This window comes from Pantoea trifolii (assembly GCF_024506435.1).
GTDB lineage: Bacteria > Pseudomonadota > Gammaproteobacteria > Enterobacterales > Enterobacteriaceae > Pantoea > Pantoea trifolii.
Window position 1 is genome coordinate 2,691,050 of sequence record NZ_JANIET010000001.1, and the last position, 20,429, is coordinate 2,711,478.

15 protein-coding genes are annotated in these 20,429 nt (G+C 52.5%); 1 reads left to right on the plus strand and 14 read right to left on the minus strand.

Translation table 11 applies throughout. The features are described from left to right. Window positions 1-16: 16 nt before the first annotated feature. The 14 genes from NQH49_RS12555 to wbaP all read right to left on the minus strand — a co-directional run bounded on the left by NQH49_RS12555 (window position 17) and on the right by wbaP (window position 18,079). The gene (locus NQH49_RS12555; protein WP_008104858.1) at window positions 17-1,357 is read right to left on the minus strand and encodes an MOP flippase family protein; all 1,341 of its coding nucleotides are present in this window, start codon (window positions 1,355-1,357) and stop codon (window positions 17-19) included. After that, the gene (locus NQH49_RS12560) at window positions 1,354-2,577 is read right to left on the minus strand and encodes a glycosyltransferase (protein WP_036648512.1); all 1,224 of its coding nucleotides are present in this window, start codon (window positions 2,575-2,577) and stop codon (window positions 1,354-1,356) included. Before NQH49_RS12560 ends, NQH49_RS12555 begins: the two co-directional genes overlap by 4 nt. A 4-nt stretch (window positions 2,578-2,581) precedes the next feature. Continuing rightward, the gene (wcaK, locus tag NQH49_RS12565) at window positions 2,582-3,844 is read right to left on the minus strand and encodes a colanic acid biosynthesis pyruvyl transferase WcaK (protein ID WP_256696858.1); all 1,263 of its coding nucleotides are present in this window, start codon (window positions 3,842-3,844) and stop codon (window positions 2,582-2,584) included. A gap of 226 nt (window positions 3,845-4,070) precedes the next feature. After that, window positions 4,071-6,281: a phage tailspike protein gene (locus NQH49_RS12570; RefSeq protein WP_256696859.1), complete on the minus strand. Its 2,211-nt coding sequence runs from the start codon at window positions 6,279-6,281 to the stop codon at window positions 4,071-4,073. Window positions 6,282-6,338: 57 nt separating this feature from the next. Then, a complete protein-coding gene (locus NQH49_RS12575) occupies window positions 6,339-7,373 on the minus strand; it encodes a glycosyltransferase (RefSeq protein ID WP_256696860.1) in 1,035 nt (344 codons plus the stop codon). A 157-nt stretch (window positions 7,374-7,530) separates the two neighbouring features. Continuing rightward, a complete protein-coding gene (locus tag NQH49_RS12580; protein WP_256696861.1) occupies window positions 7,531-8,283 on the minus strand; it encodes a glycosyltransferase family 2 protein in 753 nt (250 codons plus the stop codon). 73 nt (window positions 8,284-8,356) lie between these two features. Further along, window positions 8,357-9,274 carry a glycosyltransferase family 2 protein gene (locus NQH49_RS12585; protein ID WP_256696862.1) on the minus strand — a complete coding sequence of 306 codons (918 nt, stop codon included), beginning with the start codon at window positions 9,272-9,274 and terminating at the stop codon, window positions 8,357-8,359. Between the two features lie 74 nt (window positions 9,275-9,348). Further along, window positions 9,349-10,527 carry an acyltransferase family protein gene (locus NQH49_RS12590; RefSeq protein ID WP_256696863.1) on the minus strand — a complete coding sequence of 393 codons (1,179 nt, stop codon included), beginning with the start codon at window positions 10,525-10,527 and terminating at the stop codon, window positions 9,349-9,351. Window positions 10,528-10,551: 24 nt separating this feature from the next. Then, on the minus strand, window positions 10,552-11,274 hold the full coding sequence (locus NQH49_RS12595) for an SGNH/GDSL hydrolase family protein (protein WP_256696864.1): 723 nt from the start codon (window positions 11,272-11,274) through the stop codon (window positions 10,552-10,554). A 15-nt stretch (window positions 11,275-11,289) separates the two neighbouring features. Then, the gene (locus NQH49_RS12600) at window positions 11,290-12,426 is read right to left on the minus strand and encodes an EpsG family protein (protein WP_256696865.1); all 1,137 of its coding nucleotides are present in this window, start codon (window positions 12,424-12,426) and stop codon (window positions 11,290-11,292) included. A gap of 181 nt (window positions 12,427-12,607) precedes the next feature. After that, window positions 12,608-14,785 carry a tyrosine-protein kinase Wzc gene (gene wzc, locus NQH49_RS12605; protein WP_008104875.1) on the minus strand — a complete coding sequence of 726 codons (2,178 nt, stop codon included), beginning with the start codon at window positions 14,783-14,785 and terminating at the stop codon, window positions 12,608-12,610. Window positions 14,786-14,797: 12 nt separating this feature from the next. After that, entirely contained in the window at window positions 14,798-15,232 is a 435-nt protein-coding gene (locus NQH49_RS12610) for an arsenate reductase/protein-tyrosine-phosphatase family protein (protein WP_256696867.1), read from the minus strand. Window positions 15,233-15,241: 9 nt separating this feature from the next. After that, the gene (locus NQH49_RS12615) at window positions 15,242-16,372 is read right to left on the minus strand and encodes a polysaccharide export protein (protein ID WP_008104879.1); all 1,131 of its coding nucleotides are present in this window, start codon (window positions 16,370-16,372) and stop codon (window positions 15,242-15,244) included. Between the two features lie 273 nt (window positions 16,373-16,645). Continuing rightward, window positions 16,646-18,079: an undecaprenyl-phosphate galactose phosphotransferase WbaP gene (wbaP, locus tag NQH49_RS12620; protein ID WP_256696868.1), complete on the minus strand. Its 1,434-nt coding sequence runs from the start codon at window positions 18,077-18,079 to the stop codon at window positions 16,646-16,648. Between the two features lie 789 nt (window positions 18,080-18,868). On the opposite strand from wbaP, the gene NQH49_RS12625 reads away from it, so the two are divergent. Beyond that, the gene (locus NQH49_RS12625) at window positions 18,869-20,425 is read left to right on the plus strand and encodes a TerC family protein (protein WP_256696869.1); all 1,557 of its coding nucleotides are present in this window, start codon (window positions 18,869-18,871) and stop codon (window positions 20,423-20,425) included. The last annotated feature ends 4 nt before the right edge of the window (window positions 20,426-20,429 follow it).

Sequence of the window (20,429 nt, forward strand, 5' to 3'; positions counted from 1 at the left end):
GGTGACCTTACGAAGGTTACAGCCAGCCCTCAAACCATTCCGGCATTACGAACAGGTTGAAGTGGTTTACCAGCATCATCAGCGCGACAAACACCACCGACACTGAAACCCACTGGCGCGCATACGGCATAAAGCGGATGCCAATCACTGGCTTGATAAAGAACGGATGCGCGAAGGCAGAAATCAGTACCTGCGAGATCGACAGCGTCAGCGCTACATACAGCACGTTCGGCCAGATGTAGGTTGTCGCCAGCACCGCGACCACCACCAGGCTCGCCACAATGTTCCAATAGAACTCAACATTGGTGCGGCCGTTGGCCTGCGAAATTGCGCCGGTTAAGCCGCCCATCGGACGCAGCATGCCAAACAGCAGCATCAGCGGAATCAGATGGTAAACCTGCTCATGCGAAGCGCCGTACAGCACGCGCACAATCACCGGTGACAGAATGCCAATCGCCAGATACATCGCGCTGCTGAACAGCATGATGACGAAGGTGCCTTTCAGGAACAGCTTTTTCAGCTGCTCTGGATCGTGCTGCTTCTCAGCAAAGCGCGGGAGCGCCAGGCGGTTAATCACCGGCGAAACCAGCTTTAGCGGTTGCAGAATCAGCTCTTTTGCCAGCGAGTAAATCCCCAGCATTTCCGCGCCCATCACTTTACCGACGATCAGCGCATCCGCCTGCGTACGCAGCTGGTTAATGGTCTGCGAACCGAGCTGATACACGCCATAACGCACCGCGCTGACGAAGGTTTTGCCGTCGAATTCCCAGGTCGGTCGCCACGATTTCTCGCCGAAGTAGATCATGCAGAGAATACGCGTGAAGGCATTGATGAACAGACCAAGAATCGCCGCCGCCACGGTGAGCGAGGTGTAATACAGCATCGCGACGGTACACAAGAACGCAAACAGCTTGGTGGCCATCTCAATCTTCGCCAGCGTCACCATGCGTTTGGTTTTCACATAGTGCGCCTGATACTGCGACAAATGTCCCAGCACCAGGAAGTTGAGGCTGGTGAGCATGATTAAGCCCACCAGCTCCGGCAGGTGATAGAACCACGCCACCGGATAGGCAATCGCCAGCATAATCAGGCCGGTGCAGAAACTGAGCGACACGTTCACCCAGTAAATGGTGCTCTGCTCGCGGCGATTAATGTCCTGGCGATGCACGATGTAGCTGCTCATGCCCATATCCTGCAGCACGGTCGCCACCGCCAGAATCGCATTGATGATCGCCAGTAAACCCAGCTCGTGCGTTTCCAGTTTGCGCGCCAGAACGGCGAGCTGTAACACCTGAAGCAATGCGGCAAAACAGGTACTACCAAACAGCCAAACGGCCTGTTTTTTTAATCCGCTCACACCATGCGCTCCAGAATTTTCGCCAGCTCACCGTAAGCGATGTGCTGATTGAACTCAGTTTCGACTTTCTGGCGCGCGGCCGCGACCACCGGAGCCACATCGACATCGCCGCGCGACAGACGCAGCAGCGTCGCCGCCAGCTCGTCAGGATCGTTCTCAGCCACCAGCCATCCGCTGACGTCATTCTCAATCAGCTCAGGAATGCCGCTGTGATAGGTCGACACCACCGGCAAGCCAACCGCCATCGCTTCCATCAGCGCCACCGGAATGCCTTCCATATCGCCATCTGCGGCGGTTTTGGATGGCAGCAGGAAGATGTCCGCTTCGTTTAGCGCCTGACGAATCTCGTCCTGCGGCTTAAAGCCCGGCATGTCGACGCAATCCTGCAATCCGGCACGCGCAATGTGCTCGCGCATCATGCCGTCCTGTTCGCCGTTACCGATGATGGTGAACTGGAACTGGCCGCCATTATTGCGCAGGATTTCGCTGGCTTTCACCGCGACATCCAACCCTTTCTTCTCGGTCAGACGCGCAACAGAGACGATGCGCAGCGGTTGATGGAAGGCTTCGCGCGGGCGGAAGTTAAACTTCTCCGGCTCGATGCCCATACGCGTCACGTGCACTTTGGCACGCGGACAGCCCATCTCAATCAGCTTGTTCTCCCACAAGTGGCTGATAGGCAACATCAGTTCACTCTGTTTGAACAGGTTGATGTAGTCGAGCTTGTGCTCTTCGAGGATGTGACGACGTGAAATATCCGCGCCGTGGAACACCGTCGCCTGCTTGCCTTTCAGCACGCCAAGCTCGCGCAGTTTGTTCGCCAGCGCGCCGGCATAGCCGAAGTGCACCAGAAACACATCTGCGGTGTATGGCTGCTTAGTGTTGGCGACAATCGCCGGCAGCAGCAGTTTGCTGGCCTGTGCGCCGTAACGACGCACATTCAGCGACTTGAGCAGCGCGCCTTTGGTGATTTTCGGCAGTATCAAGCCGATACGCTGCGTCAGCTTATCGAGGTTGGATACTTTCTCTTCCGGCAGTAAATAGTGGGTTTTCGCTGCCAAATTGTAGTCATCGAACGCGGCGTGGCGATTGATCATATCGCCCGGAAACACGGAGATAATCTCCACGTCGTAGCCTGCGTCAATGAAATGCGTTACCTGATTGAGCACAAAGGTCTCAGAGGCAACAGGAAAACGCATGGTGAAAAAGGTCAGCTTCATCACTTCACCCCAGGACGTTGAGAATTTCTGCTGTAATGCGGTTACCAATCTCACGCTCCTGCGCCACCGCGGTATCCACTTTGCGTTTCACGTTGTCGTAGTCGGCCAGCACCGTCTGCACTTTATCGATGAGCGAACCGTCCATCAGGCTCTGCACATCGGTGGCCATCTGCGGCAGGCCAAGCTGTTTCATCACGCCGAGCGACTTGTGCTCGTAGTTGATGGCCACGGCTGGCGTACCAAAGTTCATGGAGATGATGGCGGAGTGCAGGCGGGTACCAATGGTCAGATGACAATGGCTGAGGAGGATGCCGAGTTCGAGGTCGTTGAACTCGTCCATGATGACATGGTAATGCTCGGGATGCTCGACATGATCGCGCAACGTTAGCGCCACCATGCGGTCATCTTTGGCGTAGCTATCAATACCGGTACAGGTAGAGAAGGCAACCACCTGATAACCTTCAGCAATCATCGCGTTAATCACGCGGCCAAAGGCAGCTTCATACTCTTTCTGCGTCACACCGAGACGTTTGTCAAACGGCGCCAGTTCGCGCACGGTAATCGCAATGGTTTTGCGTGCGCTGATAATCGCTTGCCAGTGCAGCAGGTTATGGCTTGGATTGGCCACCTCACGCGCTTCAACCAGAAACGCGGTATCAACGCCCTTCTTCACCTTGCTGGTGGTCACGCCATCTTGTTTCAGGCGGTCGTAGCTCACCTCTTCGCGCAGTACCAGGCTGTCGACGCGATCAAAGACAAAGTTCGCCAGCGCATTCACGCGCGGGTTTTCGAATGGACCGACCGAGTGACCGACCATATGCAGCGGCTTTTTCGCCATCAGCGCACAGAGCGCGTGGTCGAATTGGGTTACGCCGTACAGGTCGACGAAAAACGAGCCACCAACCTGAATAATCGCGTCATACTGCGCAAGGCTTTTGGTAAACGCCGCCAGATGCGGTGGCACCGAGAAGGATTTGTACACGCCGCCTTTGCCGAGGTGCGCCATCATGATGTCCGGCATCAAACGGTTCGCTACTTTGCGTTTCAGGCTACCGACTAACCCTTTGCCCGACTTGCTGTTGTGCAGGAACAGGGAATCCTGCTGGATGTCCTGCTGCAGTAAATAGCCAGAGCTTGTTGGATAACGGCTGATCACATCGATATCCAAATCCGCGCGCGCGGATTTCAGTGAATCAATCAGCCCACGTAAAATCGCGCCATCCCCACGATTTCCACAGGTATGGTTTCCTACCAATAAAATCTTCATAAAAAAACTCCGGAAAAATTTTTGTAATTTTTACAAGCCGCCAATAGCTGCACTGGCAAAGTGAACTCTGATTCAAAGGACTGCAATGGGAGTAAACCCCAAAAAGTGGTGCTTAACGTCGGTGCTGCTCTCTGGTGCGCATGAATGCGTACCCTACAAAACCCATCATCCAATGCCGATTTAACGTAGGGTCGCCATTAATGGCGACCGATTTACAAACCACTCATTACGACTTCACAGCGAAATACGGCATAGCCACCTGCTCGCCATTTATCACTACCGAGATGAAACCTTTGGGTTCGCGGGTATCAACCTGTTCCGGCTTGAGCGCGCGCGATGCCATCAATAAATCGCCCTGCTCGTTACCGCCGATGCCAGCCTTACCGTTGTGCAGGCTGAAACGCTGCGGCGCCTGCTGTGCGCCACTGCCCGGTGCGCCTTTGTCCATCACCGCATCCACACGCGCACATTGGCCGGTCAGGAAGCGATCCTTGGCGGTGCTTTTGATCAGCACGGCGGTGGTCGGCGTCCAGCCCGCCAGCTTGACGTAGACTTTGGTGTCGGTATCGCTTCGCGCTTCTAAACGCACATCAACCACCGGCGAGCTACCTTCCGCTGACCAGCTGGCTTCGGCTTTGTTTTTCTTGCGCTGCAGATGAATCACCGCGCGGCCGCCAGTGCCTTTACCGTTGATCACATCCATCAGCGGCTGATTGGCAGTACCGTTATTAAACTGCGACTGGCCAAACACCTCGATCTCCCAGCTATCGCCCACCGTTGGCGAGTAGAAGTTGCCGAGTTCAAACCAGGTTTGCTGATCGCTGTTATTGGTCAGGCGGAAGCGCGAGGTGATGTAGTTGTATTTCAGGCTGCCATCGATGGCGACGCCGTAAGATTCGACGCGCGTTGAGCCCATTTCCCAGATGTTCAGCCAGCGCTCGCCTTCAAGCGAGTTATCAATCCAGCTGCCCGACTGCAGATTGGTCTGACGCATATTAAGGCGCGAGTTACGCGCGTTAAGCGGGTTCTTACAATCCTCAATGCTCAGCGCATCGACAATCCACTGGCCGTTCGAGATGTCGCCAGGGAAATCGCTGTGCTCAATCCAGCCGTTATGGATGATGGATTGGCTGCAGCGTGGCAGATTCAACACCATGCCGCCTTTACAGTGCTGAGCGTTAAAGTTGGAGAGCTCAATCGCGGTGCTGTGATCCCATGCGCCGGCCTTTTGACCCGACCAGCTGGCTTTAATCACATCGCCGGTACAGGCGTTGGCATACCACTGGTCGATTTTGCAATCCAGCGTATCCAGCAGGCTAAGGGAGACGCCGCCAACCTGATTGAAGCGCAGGCAAGCGCCACGGAAGAACTGGCCGCCCGGACAGGTATTGCGGAACAAACCCTGTTTGTTCGGACGCTTGTCAGTGTTGCCGTTGAAATTCAGGTTGGAGATTTCCGTCCAGCGCGCATTCACCTGGAACAGGAATTCGGAGCGTCCGTCAGAAACCAGCGTGGTCGCCGGGAAATAACCGAAGTTGACCATCGCGCCCGAGATGCGGAAGAAGCGACGACCTTCGTCACCGAAATCACATTCGGAAACGAAGAAGGTACCGGCCGGGAACTGCACGCAGATCTGCTGGCTGGCATCAATCGACCATTGATACATGGCTTTGATCGCCGGCGCGGTATCGGTTTTGCCGTCGGCGATGGCGCCGAAATCAAACAGCGTCAGGCGGTTAAAATCTTCCACCACACGACGCCAGGTGAAACCGTTGCCGCTGAAGTTCACGCCGCCATCATCTTTGCCATCACCGAAGGTGCCGACGAACTCGCCGCCGCCCACTTCCAGCCCTTCGTGCCAGCTTTTCAGCTTGATTTTGGCACCGGCAAACAGCGGACGGGTTTTGCGCAGTTCTTCAACCGACGGAATTTCGCCAATCAGCTGGTAGCCGTTCGGCTGCGCCAGACGCTGGCTAAAGTTGCTCTGATTAGGACGTGAAACATCGCTGATGGAGAACAGCGTGTGGCCTTGATCGTCCTCCACCACCATTGAGTGTGATGGATTAGCGATCAACGCCGCATTGTCGTGAATGAACTGGGCGAAGTTCCCTTTGTTCAACGCAATCGGCTGGCTGATTTGTGACACTTTGCCATTGGCATCGCGCAGAAACACCGGGATCTGATTACCAGACTGGCTGGCATCACTGCCTGCCTTACCGATCCACAGTTTGCCCTCAAAGTTCTGCCAGAACTGCGGTGGCATGGTATAGACGTTTTCTGGCGTCAGAATCGGCACATCGCCCGCCGGTACGCTGGACGGATCCACAGATTTTAACGTTGGCTGACCACTTTTTGCGGCGTAGCTGGAAAACGCACTCACTGAGAGCGCAGTAACAATCGAGGAGGCTGCGGCCTGCAAGACTTCTCTTCTTTTCATGCTTCAATTCCCGTGGTTGTACGGCCAAAAAGGATTCCCGAGGCACGATAATTGTCGCTAAACAAGCGCGAGCCAGCTCTGCTTGATCTGGTTACCGTCAAACTTGAGCGCGGTTTCTTTGGTTTTTTCACTCATCGCATAGAACAGGCCATCATCGCTGGCGAGCTGCTCCATACGCTTAATAAACGTGGTTTTGTCATTCATCGGCACAAGGAAGCCATCTTCACCGTGATTGATGATCTCCTGCGGCCCGGTTGGGCAATCGTACGCCACCACCGGCAGCGACCAGGATTTGGCCTCCAGCAGCACCAGCGGCAAACCTTCATAGCGCGAGGTCATCAGCGCCATGTCGCTTTCGCGGTAGTAATCGTTGATGTTGCTGACTTTGCCGACGAAATTGACGCTGTTAGTGATACCTAACGCGGCAGCCTGATCGTGCAGCTGCTGGCGCAGTTCGCCGTCACCGGCAATCACCAGTTTCCACTCGGGATGCTTCTTACTGAAGTCGGCCCAGATATCCAGCAACAGGTCGAAGCCTTTCTGGTTATCAAGACGCCCCACCGCCAGCGCCTGACGGCTGCGCGTTTGGCGTTGAAACGCTTTGTACACCACCGGATTGGGGATTTGCTGGCTGGCAATATTCCAGCGGTTAAAGACCTGATGATCTTTGTCAGTCAGGACGATCACCTGATCGTAATAGCGCAGCATCAGCCACTTCAGCAGCTTAATTGGCTTGCTGAACGAGTTGATCGCGATGTGTTCGCAGGCATACGCCTTGAAGCGCTTCTTCTTCAGCGCCATCAGGTTCCAGAAGGCGAACATCACGCTCAGGCGGCCCATGCTGATCAGGAATACGCTGTCGAAGCCTTCCTGGTGGATGCTGGCAACGGCGCTTTTAATCGGGTTGCTGTGGCCTTCAAAGCTGACAATTTTTTTCACACGTTCGAACGGATAAAAGGTTTTGCCGTGGCCTTCCAGCGAGTAAATGGTGACTTCATGCTGTTCGCCAAGGCACTCAGACATAAAGTTGCAGATGTTTTCCGTGCCCGCATATGAGTAGGCATCTTTAATCACCAAAACGATCTTTTTCATAAAATCCTTTCCACCTCAAACGACTGTTTAATTGAGACCCAAATCCTTCGCGCTGCAACAAGGCGGCAAGTACGACCATCCCCCGGAGCTTACTTCAGTAAGTGACTGGGGTGGACGTGCGCAGCCAACGCAGTTGCAGCGTGAAGGATGCCGGGTATCAACGGTGTTTTAAGGCGAAAAGAACGCCGTTCACCATATACCAGACGTAATAGTAATATACTTTTAACGGATTGTTTTTATAGATAATTCTTAATAATTCGAGGTGCCACTTCGCCGCTTTATTTTTGTTGCGCGACAGTGAATCGCCCAACTCGTAATAGTTGACCAGGGTTTTCTGGATCACGCGGGCTTGTTTGTAGCGGAGGAACAATTCATAGAGGAACAGGAAGTCTTCGTGGCCTTTACGCTGGAAGAAGATGCCCTGTGGAGGACGGCGGAAACACACCGAGGAGAAGCAAACGCGATATTGCTTCTTCACGAAGTTTTCCTGCTGCAGGTAGGGTTTGCTGTAGTTGATATCGTGATCAGCGGTTTTGGTTTTGTAGTGATAATGCGTGATCACGAAATCGTCGCCGGCGGCAATCGCAGCCGTCTGTTCGGCCAGTTTTTCGCGGTGCCACTCGTCGTCGCTGTCGAGAAACGCGATGATCTCTTCTTTCGCTGCACGCAATCCAACGTTACGGGTTTCGGCTGCGCCCTGATTCACTTCATTGTCGAGAATGGTGATGCGTGCGTCCCGACAATGTTCACGCACAAAGGCCAGTGAATCATCGGTGGATTTGTCGTTGATGAGGTAAAGATGCCAGTCGCTGTAGGTCTGGTTGATGATCGACTCAACCGCGCGCAGAACGGTATTTCGCGCGTTATACATCGGCATCACAATACCGACGGTGCCAACATGATTTGTCATTTGTCTACCCGGAGTTTCAGGAACCAAAAAATTGCCCCCATGTAGGGAGCAAGTGAAAGTGTTTAAAAGTGAATCAGGAGACGGCTCTTCTGCCCGAGAAGCGCGACTTCACCTTATCGAGCAGGCGATTCATGAAGTAGGCGCGATTGTCACGGTTGGTGAGGAAGAAGTAGCGTGCAAAGCTGAGGCTGGCCTGCAGCGATTTACCATCCATCTTATAGCGCAGCGGCAGCTTGAACGCCTTATAAGTATGGATGTCGCGTGTGGTCAGATGCGGCTTCATGGTGTCGAGCCAGAAGAAGGAGTATTTGACCGATTCGCCTTTGTGCTTGGAACCAAATTTGGTCACCAGGTGGTAGGTTGCCAGCGGCTTGTCGATCATCACGAACGCGTAACCCATGCGGTCAGCGCGGATGCAGAAATCATAATCCTGATGGCGAATATAGCGCGCATCAAACTGAATCTTCGCCGCATCTTCGCGCTTCAGCACAATGGTGCTGGTTTGAATGAAGCCGTAACAGCCAAACAGATATTCGGCCACGGTTTCGTTCTTACCGGGCGGCTGCATCGGCATCACCTTGAGGAAGCTGCCATCCTGATGGATGTTCACCTGACTAAAGATGACGTAGCGCGATTTGCCCTGCGCTTCCAGTTTGGCGATGGTTTCACTCGCCACTAATAACTTGTCCGGATGCCACTCATCGTCGGCATCGAGAAAGCTAATAAAGTCGCCGCTTGCCAGCTCAATACCTTTGTTACGGGCGCCGGCGCCGTTGAGTTTGACCTCAGACAGCTCCAGTTTTATAGCCAAATCCTGATAACGCTCGCTGCGCACCACCTGCGCCAGTTCGGCCGCATCGGCCGATTTGTCATCAACAATAATGACTTCAAAATTGCGATAGGTTTGCGCTTTGACACAATCTAGCGTCGTGACAATTGATTTCGACGCGTTATACGCGGGAATAACAATTGAGAAGCGAATCTCCTGCATTGCCAGCACCTCATTAAAAAAGTTACAAAATCAATGATATAACTTGTGGGCTCAAAAGAATAATGGGTGGTGTCCTAATTTGTCGGCGAGGTCTTCATCGCCACTTTCTTCTTGTTGCTACTGCCGATAAACGGTTTCTCGACAAACAGGTAAGTCAGTTTCGCCACATAGAAAGAGGCGACAAAGAACAGCGTTGAAAGCAAGGTGTAGAACAGGAACGAATGCGGATAGAGCGTTTCTGGGATCTGCTTGATGAAATAGAGCACCACACCGTGAATCAGATACAGGCTGTAACTCACCTCACCAATCGACATCAGGGTTTTGTTTTCCAGAATGCCAAACACGGCGTTACCGCTGCTGACAATAAAGAAGATCACCGTCAGGCAGCAGAGGAAAATCAGATACCAGAAGGTGTTGCTGGTGAACGACAGCGAGAACAGCGACAGCACAATCACCGCAAAGCCAGCCAGGCTGGAGGTTTTGTAGTGCGCAAACCTATCGCGATATTTATACGCCAGATAGCCCATGGCGAAGCCCAGCACCGGACGCGGATCGGTATAGGTTTTACCCCACAGACGCAGGCCGACCGCCACGCAGAAAATCACGCCGATCGAGCCGAGAATCAGCAGCGTTTTGTATTTGCCTTTGGTGGCGCGGTTAAGGACGTAAATCAGCGGAATCGACAGATACAGCAGCCATTCGAGGCGCAATGTCCACTCAACACCGGCGTTCACATCCGCCGTCAGGAAATCACCCATGCGATAGCTGCCGATAAACAGCAACCACAACACGGCATCTTTCACCGCCGTCAGGCTGTAAGTCAGATCGCCCTGCACCACGCCCACCGCGATGATGACAAAACCGGAGAACCAGAACATTGGGACAATACGGCGGATACGCGACTTGAGCAGCTTGTGCGTCAGCTGCCCTGGCGTCAGGGTTTCATTATCCAGCCAGCGATAGAACAGGAAGGCGGAGATCATGAAGAACAGCAGTACACCGAATTTACCGGAGTTAACGAAGAAGTTGCCTTCGGAGAACCAGGCAAAATAGTCTTTATCGAACACCCACTGACCATCCAGCGAATAGATGTAGTGCGCGAAGTGTGAGAACGCCACAATGCTGGCCAGCAGCGCGCGCATACCAGAGATACTTTTAATACCGCTCTCGTTGTAAACGCCTTTGTGGAAGGAGAATACTCGCAGAATGATTAGCGCCAGACAAAATGACAGCACCATGATTAATACATACATGTCAGCTCCTGAATCTGAGTTGGGTTAGCTGCTGTGCCGTGACAAAACGCTATCGAAAGTGCTGCTTAAGACATTGAAGGTTCTTTCTGCTTTCTGTTTATAAAGCATCTCATTGGGGTGAATGCAATCGGGCGACATCTCAGATTGCCAGTCACGGTTTTCTTTGATGACGCTGAACTGCTTCACAATCGGAACTTGCTGCTCTTTAGCCACTTCATTTAATTGGTAAACATACGGCCAGACGTTCCAGCGCTCGGCTTTGCCACAAATGGGATTCGGTTCCTGAAGAACCACCAGTTTGTTATTCGCCTTCGCGCCTTTTACCAGCTCGGTGATGATGCGCTTGTACTCTTCCGGCGTTTCAATGCGCTCGCCTTTATCTTTGAAGAAGTTGATGCGCGCATCATTGATCGCATAGTTAATCAGAATCATGTTGGCATCGGATTTCGCCATGCGGTCTGACCAATCCATTGGCGTATTGTCTTTGTTGTAAACCAGCACCGAAACCTGCGCGCCCGGCATGCCGTGATTCTTCACCTCAATGTTGTTACCGTACTTCTCGCGCAACATTTGCTGCAAAAAACTCACTTCGTTGTTTTGACTGATGATGTTGCGATTGCCCGACGCGGTAACGCCTGCGGTGGTGGAGTCACCGTAGGCCGCGATGATAAAGGTGCCGGGATGATCGTCTGCCTGCGCCAGCAACGGCGCAGAGGTGATCAGCATTGCCAGTAAGGTCTTCCGCATATTTCCTCTCATCGGTTAATGAAACAATTTGAATTCACGAGCAACTTCATAGCCGACAACGGCTTGCTTCAGTGAGATCGTGTTGTAATAGAGGTAATAAACAAGGAAGAAAGCAAACATCGCAAACATCGCCGGCTTCAATACCCGTTTCGACTGATAAATCAGCGACGTCAAAATAATCGGTTCGACCTGCAGCAGGTAGTTCGACAGGCGCGCACCCGATGAGTAGTTATAGAAGAAGATCCTGATGCCGCCGCCGATCGCAAAGGTCAGAATCAGCAGGTAGTTCAGCTTCCACACGTCGTACTGCTCGCGCTTGAGCTGGTTGCTCAGCATGAAGTAGACAAAGATAAACACCAGCATGATGTTTTTCAGGTTCGACACCGACACCACGCTGCCGTCACCGGCATTCGAAGCTTCGTTACTGTAGCCTGCAGCCCTTTCCCCCATCGATCCCAGATGTCCGGCGATCAAGGCGATAAAGCCGGTCCCGCCCACCACCGAAAGGGGCACACTTAATATGATGATGGCCACTGGCCACCAGCGTGATTCCCGAATAAACAGGAAAGGAATGATGGTCACCACCATCACTGCGGTGTTGTGACTGAGGAAGGAGAGAATAAAGAAGGCAAACGCCCACCAGTATTGCTTGAGGTAAATCGTCCAAATCACGCCAAGAAACAGCGCCGAACTCAGGCCAAAACGAATCTGGTTCACGTCTTTGTTAATAAAGATATGCGCCGAGTAAAGCGCCAATGCCAATACCGGATACGGCGACATCTTTTTAAAGAAGATAGCGTTAGTCGATACCGCCAGAATACTAAACACAAACAGGAACACGCTGGCATTGTGTGAAAACAGGCTGGTGATCCACGCGATAGCAAAAATCAGCGGTTCGTAACGGAAGAAGGCGACGGTGTTAGCAAAACCGTTGACCTCAATACGGCGGATGAAGTCAGCAAAGAAGCTGCGATATTGATAGTCATCCATCCCGGTGCCGAGACCGCGAATACCGGCAAAGATAATTAGCGTGACGGTGGCGATGCACAGCAGATAAGTCAGAATATGGGTGGTTCGTTCGTCTTTCTTCAACAGGATTTCGACCAGCGCAAGCAACAGTACAAACCCTGATAAATACCAATATGGAGCCATGGTGTGATTCCTTAATTCCACAAGTTCTCATGCCAACAGTGGCTTTTTTTGGCGTTATAAAGAGAATCACCTGTGTCAATCGTTGCGTGTCGTCATTCAAACGGTGCAATCAAAAGGGGCGGTCAACCCGCCCCTCTATTCACCGGATTACCCTCATCATTAACAGTGAATGACGGGCAAATTAACTTTTAGTCGGTTTGCCATACTCGTAATCGTAATAGTCGTAACCGTAACCATACGAGTTGGCGGCTTTGCGCACCACGGCGTTGAGGATCACACCTTTAATCTCAATACCGTTCTGGGCAAAGCGTTTGAAGCTGACATCCAGCTCTTTCGGCGTGTTGGTTTCAAAACGCGCCACCATCAGCGAAGTACCGGCCAGTTTACCGATGATGGATGCATCGGTTACCGCCAGAATCGGTGGCGTATCAATCAACACCAGATCGTAGTTCTTGCTCGCCCAATCCAGCAGCTCACCCATGCGACGATGCATCAGCAGTTCAGACGGGTTTGGTGGTACCTGGCCGCGTGGCAGGAAGTCAAAACCATACGCACCTTTCTGAATCAGCGCTGGGCTGAACTCGGTTTTGCCCGACAACACGTTGGACAGACCGGATTTGTTATCGGCTGACAGCAGTTCGTGGGTGTAACCGCGACGCATATCACCATCGATGAACAGTACTCGTTGGCCCGCTTTTGCTACCAGCGTTGCCAGGTTGGCACAGATAAAGGTTTTACCAATGCCTGGGCTCGCGCCGGTGATCATCAGGATGTTGTTTTTCGCTTCCATCATCGCGAAGTGCAGGCTGGTACGCAGGCTACGAATCGCTTCGATTGACAGGTCAGTAGGATTACCCAGCGCCAGCAGCGTTTCGTGTGGATCGGTTTTCACCTTGTTGCCACGACGCGCCAATGCTTCGGTATCTTTCTTACGTTGCCATTCTGACAGCGGCACGCTCGCATACACGTTCATGCCCAGCTCTTCCAGCTGTTCTGGATTTTCGATGCCGTGATGCAACAGCGCTTTCATCAGAACCAGACCAACAGAAACCATCAGACCCAGAATCAGGCTCGCCGCGATGATCAGCAGTTTCTTCGGTGCTACCGGGCTGTTGCCGGTTGCTGCGCCATCGATGATACGTACATCACCCACGGTGCTGGCTTTACTGATACCCAGCTCTTGCTGACGGTTCAGCAACTGCATGTAGATTTCCTGACCAGACTGCACATCACGCGTCAGACGCAAGATCTCTTGCTGCGTTTGTGGCATCTGAGAAATCTTTTTGTTCAGCGTGGCCTGTTCGTTTTCCAGCGTTTTGCGTTTTTCCAGCAAGGCGCGGTAGGTTGGGTGATCTTTGGTAAACAGCTGAGAAACTTCAGCTTCACGGAAGGTCAGTTCGTTCAACTGGCTCTGCACGCTGACAGAAGAATCCAGCGCAGATTTTGCTTCCAGCGACAGGTCAACCGACTCGTTCTGGCGACGGAAGGTATTCAGCTTGTCTTCCGCATCATCCAGTTTGCCACGCACTTGCGGCAGCTGATTGCGCAGGAATTCAAGGCTCTTTTCCGCTTGCTCAGATTTACGCTCAACGTTCTGCAGCAGGTAGTTATTGACGATTTGGTTCAGCACTTTGCTGATCTGCTCTGGATCTTCACCCAGATATTCCAGACCCAGCACGCCGGTGTCTTTGCCTTTGTCCGCAACGGTCAGGTTCGCCAGCACCGAGTTAATCGCCTGCAGCTCGTTCAGCTTGGTGACGCTGAAGCTGGTGCCTTCATCAGCATTGATGCCGCTCACCAGCATGGTCACTTCACCGTGCGTTTCCAGCTGACCGACTTTACCTTTGAACAGTTCATCACCATCCGCTGACACGGTGTACGAGTCAGGACCGGTCACTTCCAGTTCAACGGTGCGCTTATCGATGGTGCGTGGAATTTCCAGGCGGGAGATGGCGACCGTCGATGGCTTATTTCCCATCAGGCGCGACAGACCTTTACCAATCACCGGGAAATAGTTCTGAGTGACAACGGTGTCCAGACCCAGATCGTCAACGGTTTTACCGATAACCATACGTGATTCAAGAATCTGAATCTCGGTATCGGACGCCGGCGTTGGCGGCAGAATGCTGTCTAACTCATTCAGTACTGAGCTGGCATTCTTCTGCTCAACCTGCACTAACGCATCTGCGCTGTAGATTGGTGTAGCAAACAGTGTGTAGAGCGTCGCCACCAGCATGAAGAAGGCGGTAACGGCAACAATGATCCAGCGATGATCAATCAGCTGTCCCACAAGATGCGCCAGATCCCATCCATTCGAATCTTCCTTTGGCGCGGTCATAACCTTGTTTTTGATATTCATGGATAATCCCAACTATCGGCTTAATACGTTGACCCATTTCTGGGTAGCGTTTTCCAGTAACCCGTAGACCTCTTCAAAGGCCTCGCGACTTTTTTTGTACGGATCCGCAATTTCCTGCTGATTGAGCCAGTGGCCAAGCAGCATGGTTTTTCCGCGTGCGGCTGGATCGATGCGATTCACCTGCTCAACGTGGCGCTTTTCCATTACCAGAATCAGGTCATAGTCACGGCACATGCTGGCCGTTAACTGCTGTGCCTGATGACCATCGAGCGACACGCCGTGATCGGCGGCCACATCAAGGGCTTTCTGGTCCGCCGGATAACCTTTCAGGGCACTGAGCCCTGCTGAGGCAACCCGGATGTTTGGTAGCGCGCGTTTGAACAGACGCTCCCCGGTTGGGGAGCGGCAAATGTTGCCGACGCAGACGACTAACACGGACTTAATCATGGCGAACCCTTAGTTCGACCAGTTGCGGAAACGAAGCGCCGCGGAGCTGGCATCGTCAACACCTACGATGGTCGGCAGCAGGCTTGAAATCACACGGTTCCAACGGGTAAGTGGTGTAGCGGTGACATAGACGATGTCGTATGGCTCCAGTTGGAATTCGGTGCCCATCACCATCGATGCCGCATCTTTGGTATTCAACTGATAGATGTTGGCGATCTTGGTGCGGTTGGCGCCGCGAATCGGACGAATCACGAACACGCCGGTGGCATCAGAAGTGGTCTGATCCATACCTTGCGAGTTGCCCAGCGCTTCGGCCAGCGTCATGCCGCTGCGGTCCATCTTCAGCGTTGACTGCTGCTTCACTTCGCCCATCACGAAGACTTTGAGATCGTCGTTACGTGGCACGTAAAGGATGTCGCCCGGATAGAGCAGATGGTTTTGGCTCAGGTCGCCGTTTTGCATCAGCGCCTGCAACGAAAGACGTTGTTCTTTGCCGTTGTGCGTCAGCACCACATTGCGCCAGTCAGCGTCGGCGGCTAAACCGCCCGCAGCGTTGACGGCATCCAGCACGGTCAGCGGCACGTTAGTGATCGGCTGCTGTCCGGAGGTGGTGACTGAACCGGTCACATAGGCTTTCTGTGAACGGAATGAGGCGACGTTTACGTCAACCTGCGGGCTTTCAATGAACTGTGCCAGTCGACGCGCCACTTCGGTGCGGATCTCGGTGACCGTTCGGCCTGCTACGCGCACTTTACCGATGTATGGATAGAAAATAGTGCCATCCGCCTGAACCCAGTTGCCGGTGTCGCTGGCGCTACGGTACTGACCGGCGGGTGTGGTCAACTCTGGGTGATCCCAGACGGTGACGTTCAGCACGTCACCCACACCGATGCGGTATTCGTAACTCTGAATTTCATTTTGCAGCATTGGGTTAGCCTGAGCGACTAACGGCTTCGGACGCATCTGTTCAACCAGACGCGGCGTCAGCGGGAAGACGTTGACATATTTGTCGATGTCATAGTTGCTATCCTGTTGCTCTATGACATCTTTTCCACTGGTGGAAAGGTGAGAACCCGGCTCAATGGTACATCCGGAGAGAAAAGTCGCGGATACCAGTAAAGGTATCAATTTAATTTTCATTATCATCTGATTCTTCGCTATCAGTTATTGATTGATAGAGGCGAAATCGCCCGCTGTGTAGCGTCTTACAAAAATGGAATATGACAGGTTAAACACTGAAACTGTGGGTCATTATTATGCGCTCCCTTGGTTTTATGTTGTCACCGAGTCTAAAGACGACATCAATTAAAATGGTTTATACAGACTCAATCAGTGCAGCTGTCAAATAACGACACACTCAGCACCCGCAGTTTTCAACCGGGGAAATAACGCCCTCCCCGGCTTCGCTGTCTATCAATAGGCGCCATCGCGTTTCAGCACTACGCCAACCGTCTTAAACAGAATCGCAATGTCATTCCACAGCGACCAGTTCTTGACATACCACGAGTCAAAATAGACACGGGTTTCATAGTCAACGTCGTTACGACCGCTAACCTGCCACAATCCCGTCATGCCTGGTTTCGCCATCAGGTAATAATCGACATCACCGGCATAACGGCAGAGTTCATCTTCAATAACCGGGCGCGGCCCCACCAGGCTCATATCGCCACGTACTACGTTCCACAGCTGCGGCAGCTCATCCAGACTGGTTTTACGGATGAAATGACCGACTTTGGTAATGCGCGGATCGTTCTTCAGTTTGAAATCTTTATCCCACTCGGCGCGGGCAACAGGATCGGTACGCAGTACCTCTTCCAGCACCTCTTTCGAGTTGATCACCATGGAGCGGAATTTCAGGCATTTGAACTTACGTCCGCCCAGCCCCACACGTTCATGACCGTAAATCGGAGGTCCGCCATCGCGGCCAACCATAAATCCGAGCACCATCAACGCCGGTGACAGCGCCAAAATAATGCTCAGCGCGCCGACGATATCGAATGCACGCTTCAGGAAACGTGAAGTGCGCTTCGCCAGGTTGTTATTTACACGCAGAATCATCACTTCATGGCTGAAGATGTAAGCCATATCGGTGCCGTACAGCGGTACACCACGCAGCGTTGGGATCACTGAAACAGAACGGCAATTGTGCATTGCCAGCGTTTTCAGCCAGTGATCGCGGTGCTGGCTCTGTTCGAACTCCACCGCCACGATGAATTGGGTTTCGCTGTTGGTCAGTTGCCACAGCTCTTGTTCGTTGTGTAGCACAGGTACGCCAGAGATGCTGGCCTGCGGGCTGCTCTTATCAACATCGAAGAAGGCGATTACATCAAAGCCCATCACCTCTTCACTCTGCAGCGCCTGCCAGGCTTCCTGCGCGTTGCGGCTGCTGCCGATGATGATGGTTTGCTTCTTCCACATGCCGTAATGATTCAGCACACGTTTAGAGATGGCGCGCGCTAGTGGAATCAGAATCAACGCCAGAACCCAGGTCGCTACCCAGACAAAGCGCGACATTTGCCATTGTGAAAGTGCCGAAATTGACAAATCAATTACAGAGAAAATAAGAATGGTACGAAAGATCTCTTTGAGCTCGAACCAGAATGGTTTGCGGTAAGTATAATGTCGCAGACGAACCCAGAACCAGCCTACGCAAATAACCGATAACGCAATGTGCGTAGCGATTTTCAAATGCAGGTATTTTTCAGATATATCTGCCAGTGGAGAATGGGTGAACGAATTAATCATCGCCATCGCAATAAATAATGCTGCGTTGAAACAAATTAAATCCGAGCACGCCAGTAAAATTTTGGTCAGAAGACTTTTATAAGTAATTTCGTTATCGCGCATATTTAACTCTTTTATATTATTTCTTTAATCCCTAATGCCTCAACGCTGTTTAATAAACGAGCGAAACTTTCACTGCATTTGTTGAGGCAATCTGCGGTAAATTCTCTGAGGCCAAATCAATTCTCACAATAGTAAGCAAGAGAATTGTGATTAATACCAACAGATTAGTCCGACTTCCCTTACCACAGTGGCAGACCGTTAAACCAAGAGAAAGGCGCTTCAGGCACGCTACCGCCCTTGGCTGTCGCTGCCAATACCGCTTTCATCATCCTAATTACAACTTGTTGTATGCGGCATTTTTGCGCTAATTACTGGCCGTGGTCCGCGTGCGATCACAATTCGCAACATTAAGAGGCTATGGAGCACGCTATTAACAACATTGGCGCAGACATTTACTAACACGTTGCTATACTAGTTATTACTGGCTTGTTTACAAGTAGGCCCCGTGTTCCCTGCACTACTTTAGGAAAAAGACTACCAGCCATAAGTATTGATGCCACCCCTTTCAGGCCTTTCCTCTGCAAAATTCAGATTAATTCGATACTCAACGACGCAATACACTGCATTAAAAATGTACGCACTTGTCTGCTGAAAAAAAATAATAGCCGCCGTTATTCAGGTGCAATTTTTATCCATACTTTCATCTTATCTGTGCAAATCGGCAATCAGGGTTATTCTTCTTGCCTGGACATAGCCCGGATTGACCGGGTCAACGGCTATTTGTACGCTTTACGCCAATTCACTATCATCAGATTTAGCTCAATTCGAAGACATTAAGGTGATTAACACATGTTGGAGTGGATCATTGATCCGTCGCTCTGGGCCGGATTAGTAACGCTAATCGTTCTCGAGCTGGTGTTGGGCATTGATAACCTGGTTTTCATTGCCATCCTGGTAGAAAAGTTGCCGTCGAAAGAACGCGACCGCGCGCGCGTGATCGGCCTGCTACTCGCGCTGGTGTCGCGTTTAGCGCTGCTCGCCTCACTTTCCTGGCTGGTTACGCTGACAAAACCGCTGTTTACTCTGCTGGATCATGGGTTCAGCGCCCGCGATCTGCTGCTGCTGTGCGGCGGTTTCTTTCTTCTTTATAAGGCCACCACCGAGTTAAACAGCCGTCTGGAAGGGGCTGACGAGGAAACTGGTCAAAATAAGAACGGTGCTAAATTCTGGCCAGTGGTGGCGCAAATAGTGGTGCTGGACGCCATCTTCTCGCTGGACTCGGTCATTACCGCCGTTGGCATGGTCAATGAGCTGCCGGTAATGATGGCGGCGGTCACAGTGGCAATATTGCTGATGCTGCTGGCGAGTAAGCCGCTGACGCGTTTCGTCAACGGCCATCCGACCATTGTGATTCTTTGCTTGAGTTTCCTGCTGATGATCGGCTTCAGTCTGGTGGCCGAAGGGTTAGGCTTTATTATCCCGAAAGGTTATCTTTACGCGGCGATTGGATTCTCCATCGTCATCGAGATACTCAATCAGCTGGCGATGTTCAATCGCCGCCGCTACCTCACCGCCGGACGTCCGCTGCGCCAGCGCACTTCAGAAGCCGTATTGCGTATTCTGCGCGGCGAAGCGCAGCGTGCGGAGCTTGACGCCGATACCGCGTCACTGGTGGCCGACGGCGAGGAAGGTGCACTCTTCAATCGCCAGGAACGCCGCATGATTGCGCGCGTGTTGGGGCTTGGACAGCGTCAGATTAATAGCATCATGACCTCGCGCCACGACGTTGAGCATATCGACCTCAGCGAAGATCCGGCGGAGATTATGGCGAAGCTCGATCGTAATCAGCACACGCGTATTCTGGTGACCGAACAGGGCCGCGACCCGCTCGGCGTGGTGCACGTGATTGATTTACTGCATCAATCGTTGCACAGCAAATCACTGGATTTACGCTCGCTGATTCGCCAGCCGCTGATCTTCCCTGAGCGTGTCACCTTATTGCAGGCGCTGGAGCAGTTCCGCAATGCGCGCACCCACTTCGCCTTTGTGGTGGATGAGTTTGGTTCGGTAGAGGGCGTGGTTACGCTGAGCGACCTAATGGAAACCATCGCCGGCAATCTGCCGATTGAAGGGGAGAAAGTTGATGCACGCTATGATATTCAGGCGCTGCCCGACGGCGGCTGGGTGGCAAACGGTCATATGCCATTGGAGGATTTAGCCGTCTACGTGCAGTTGCCACTCGATGAAAAACGCAATTACCACACGCTGGCGGGATTGCTGATGGATAGCCTGCAACATGTGCCGCAGGAAGGCGAAGAGTTGCAGATCGGCGATTATCTTTTGCGCACGTTGCAGGTTGAAAACCATCGCGTGCAGAAGGTGGAGATAATGCCGATCGCGCCGTAATTAA

What these genes read in the sequence shown, in the direction of transcription:
- NQH49_RS12600 (WP_256696865.1), bottom strand. Translation starts at nt 12,426, where the DNA reads ATGGCTCCATATTGGTATTTATCAGGGTTTGTACTGTTGCTTGCGCTG.
- NQH49_RS12615 (WP_008104879.1), bottom strand. Translation starts at nt 16,372, where the DNA reads ATGAAAATTAAATTGATACCTTTACTGGTATCCGCGACTTTTCTCTCC.
- NQH49_RS12575 (WP_256696860.1), bottom strand. Translation starts at nt 7,373, where the DNA reads ATGAAAAAGATCGTTTTGGTGATTAAAGATGCCTACTCATATGCGGGC.
- wzc (WP_008104875.1), bottom strand. Translation starts at nt 14,785, where the DNA reads ATGAATATCAAAAACAAGGTTATGACCGCGCCAAAGGAAGATTCGAAT.
- NQH49_RS12580 (WP_256696861.1), bottom strand. Translation starts at nt 8,283, where the DNA reads ATGACAAATCATGTTGGCACCGTCGGTATTGTGATGCCGATGTATAAC.
- NQH49_RS12570 (WP_256696859.1), bottom strand. Translation starts at nt 6,281, where the DNA reads ATGAAAAGAAGAGAAGTCTTGCAGGCCGCAGCCTCCTCGATTGTTACT.
- NQH49_RS12610 (WP_256696867.1), bottom strand. Translation starts at nt 15,232, where the DNA reads ATGATTAAGTCCGTGTTAGTCGTCTGCGTCGGCAACATTTGCCGCTCC.
- NQH49_RS12625 (WP_256696869.1), top strand. Translation starts at nt 18,869, where the DNA reads ATGTTGGAGTGGATCATTGATCCGTCGCTCTGGGCCGGATTAGTAACG.
- wbaP (WP_256696868.1), bottom strand. Translation starts at nt 18,079, where the DNA reads ATGCGCGATAACGAAATTACTTATAAAAGTCTTCTGACCAAAATTTTA.
- NQH49_RS12585 (WP_256696862.1), bottom strand. Translation starts at nt 9,274, where the DNA reads ATGCAGGAGATTCGCTTCTCAATTGTTATTCCCGCGTATAACGCGTCG.
- wcaK (WP_256696858.1), bottom strand. Translation starts at nt 3,844, where the DNA reads ATGAAGATTTTATTGGTAGGAAACCATACCTGTGGAAATCGTGGGGAT.
- NQH49_RS12595 (WP_256696864.1), bottom strand. Translation starts at nt 11,274, where the DNA reads ATGCGGAAGACCTTACTGGCAATGCTGATCACCTCTGCGCCGTTGCTG.
- NQH49_RS12590 (WP_256696863.1), bottom strand. Translation starts at nt 10,527, where the DNA reads ATGTATGTATTAATCATGGTGCTGTCATTTTGTCTGGCGCTAATCATT.
- NQH49_RS12560 (WP_036648512.1), bottom strand. Translation starts at nt 2,577, where the DNA reads ATGAAGCTGACCTTTTTCACCATGCGTTTTCCTGTTGCCTCTGAGACC.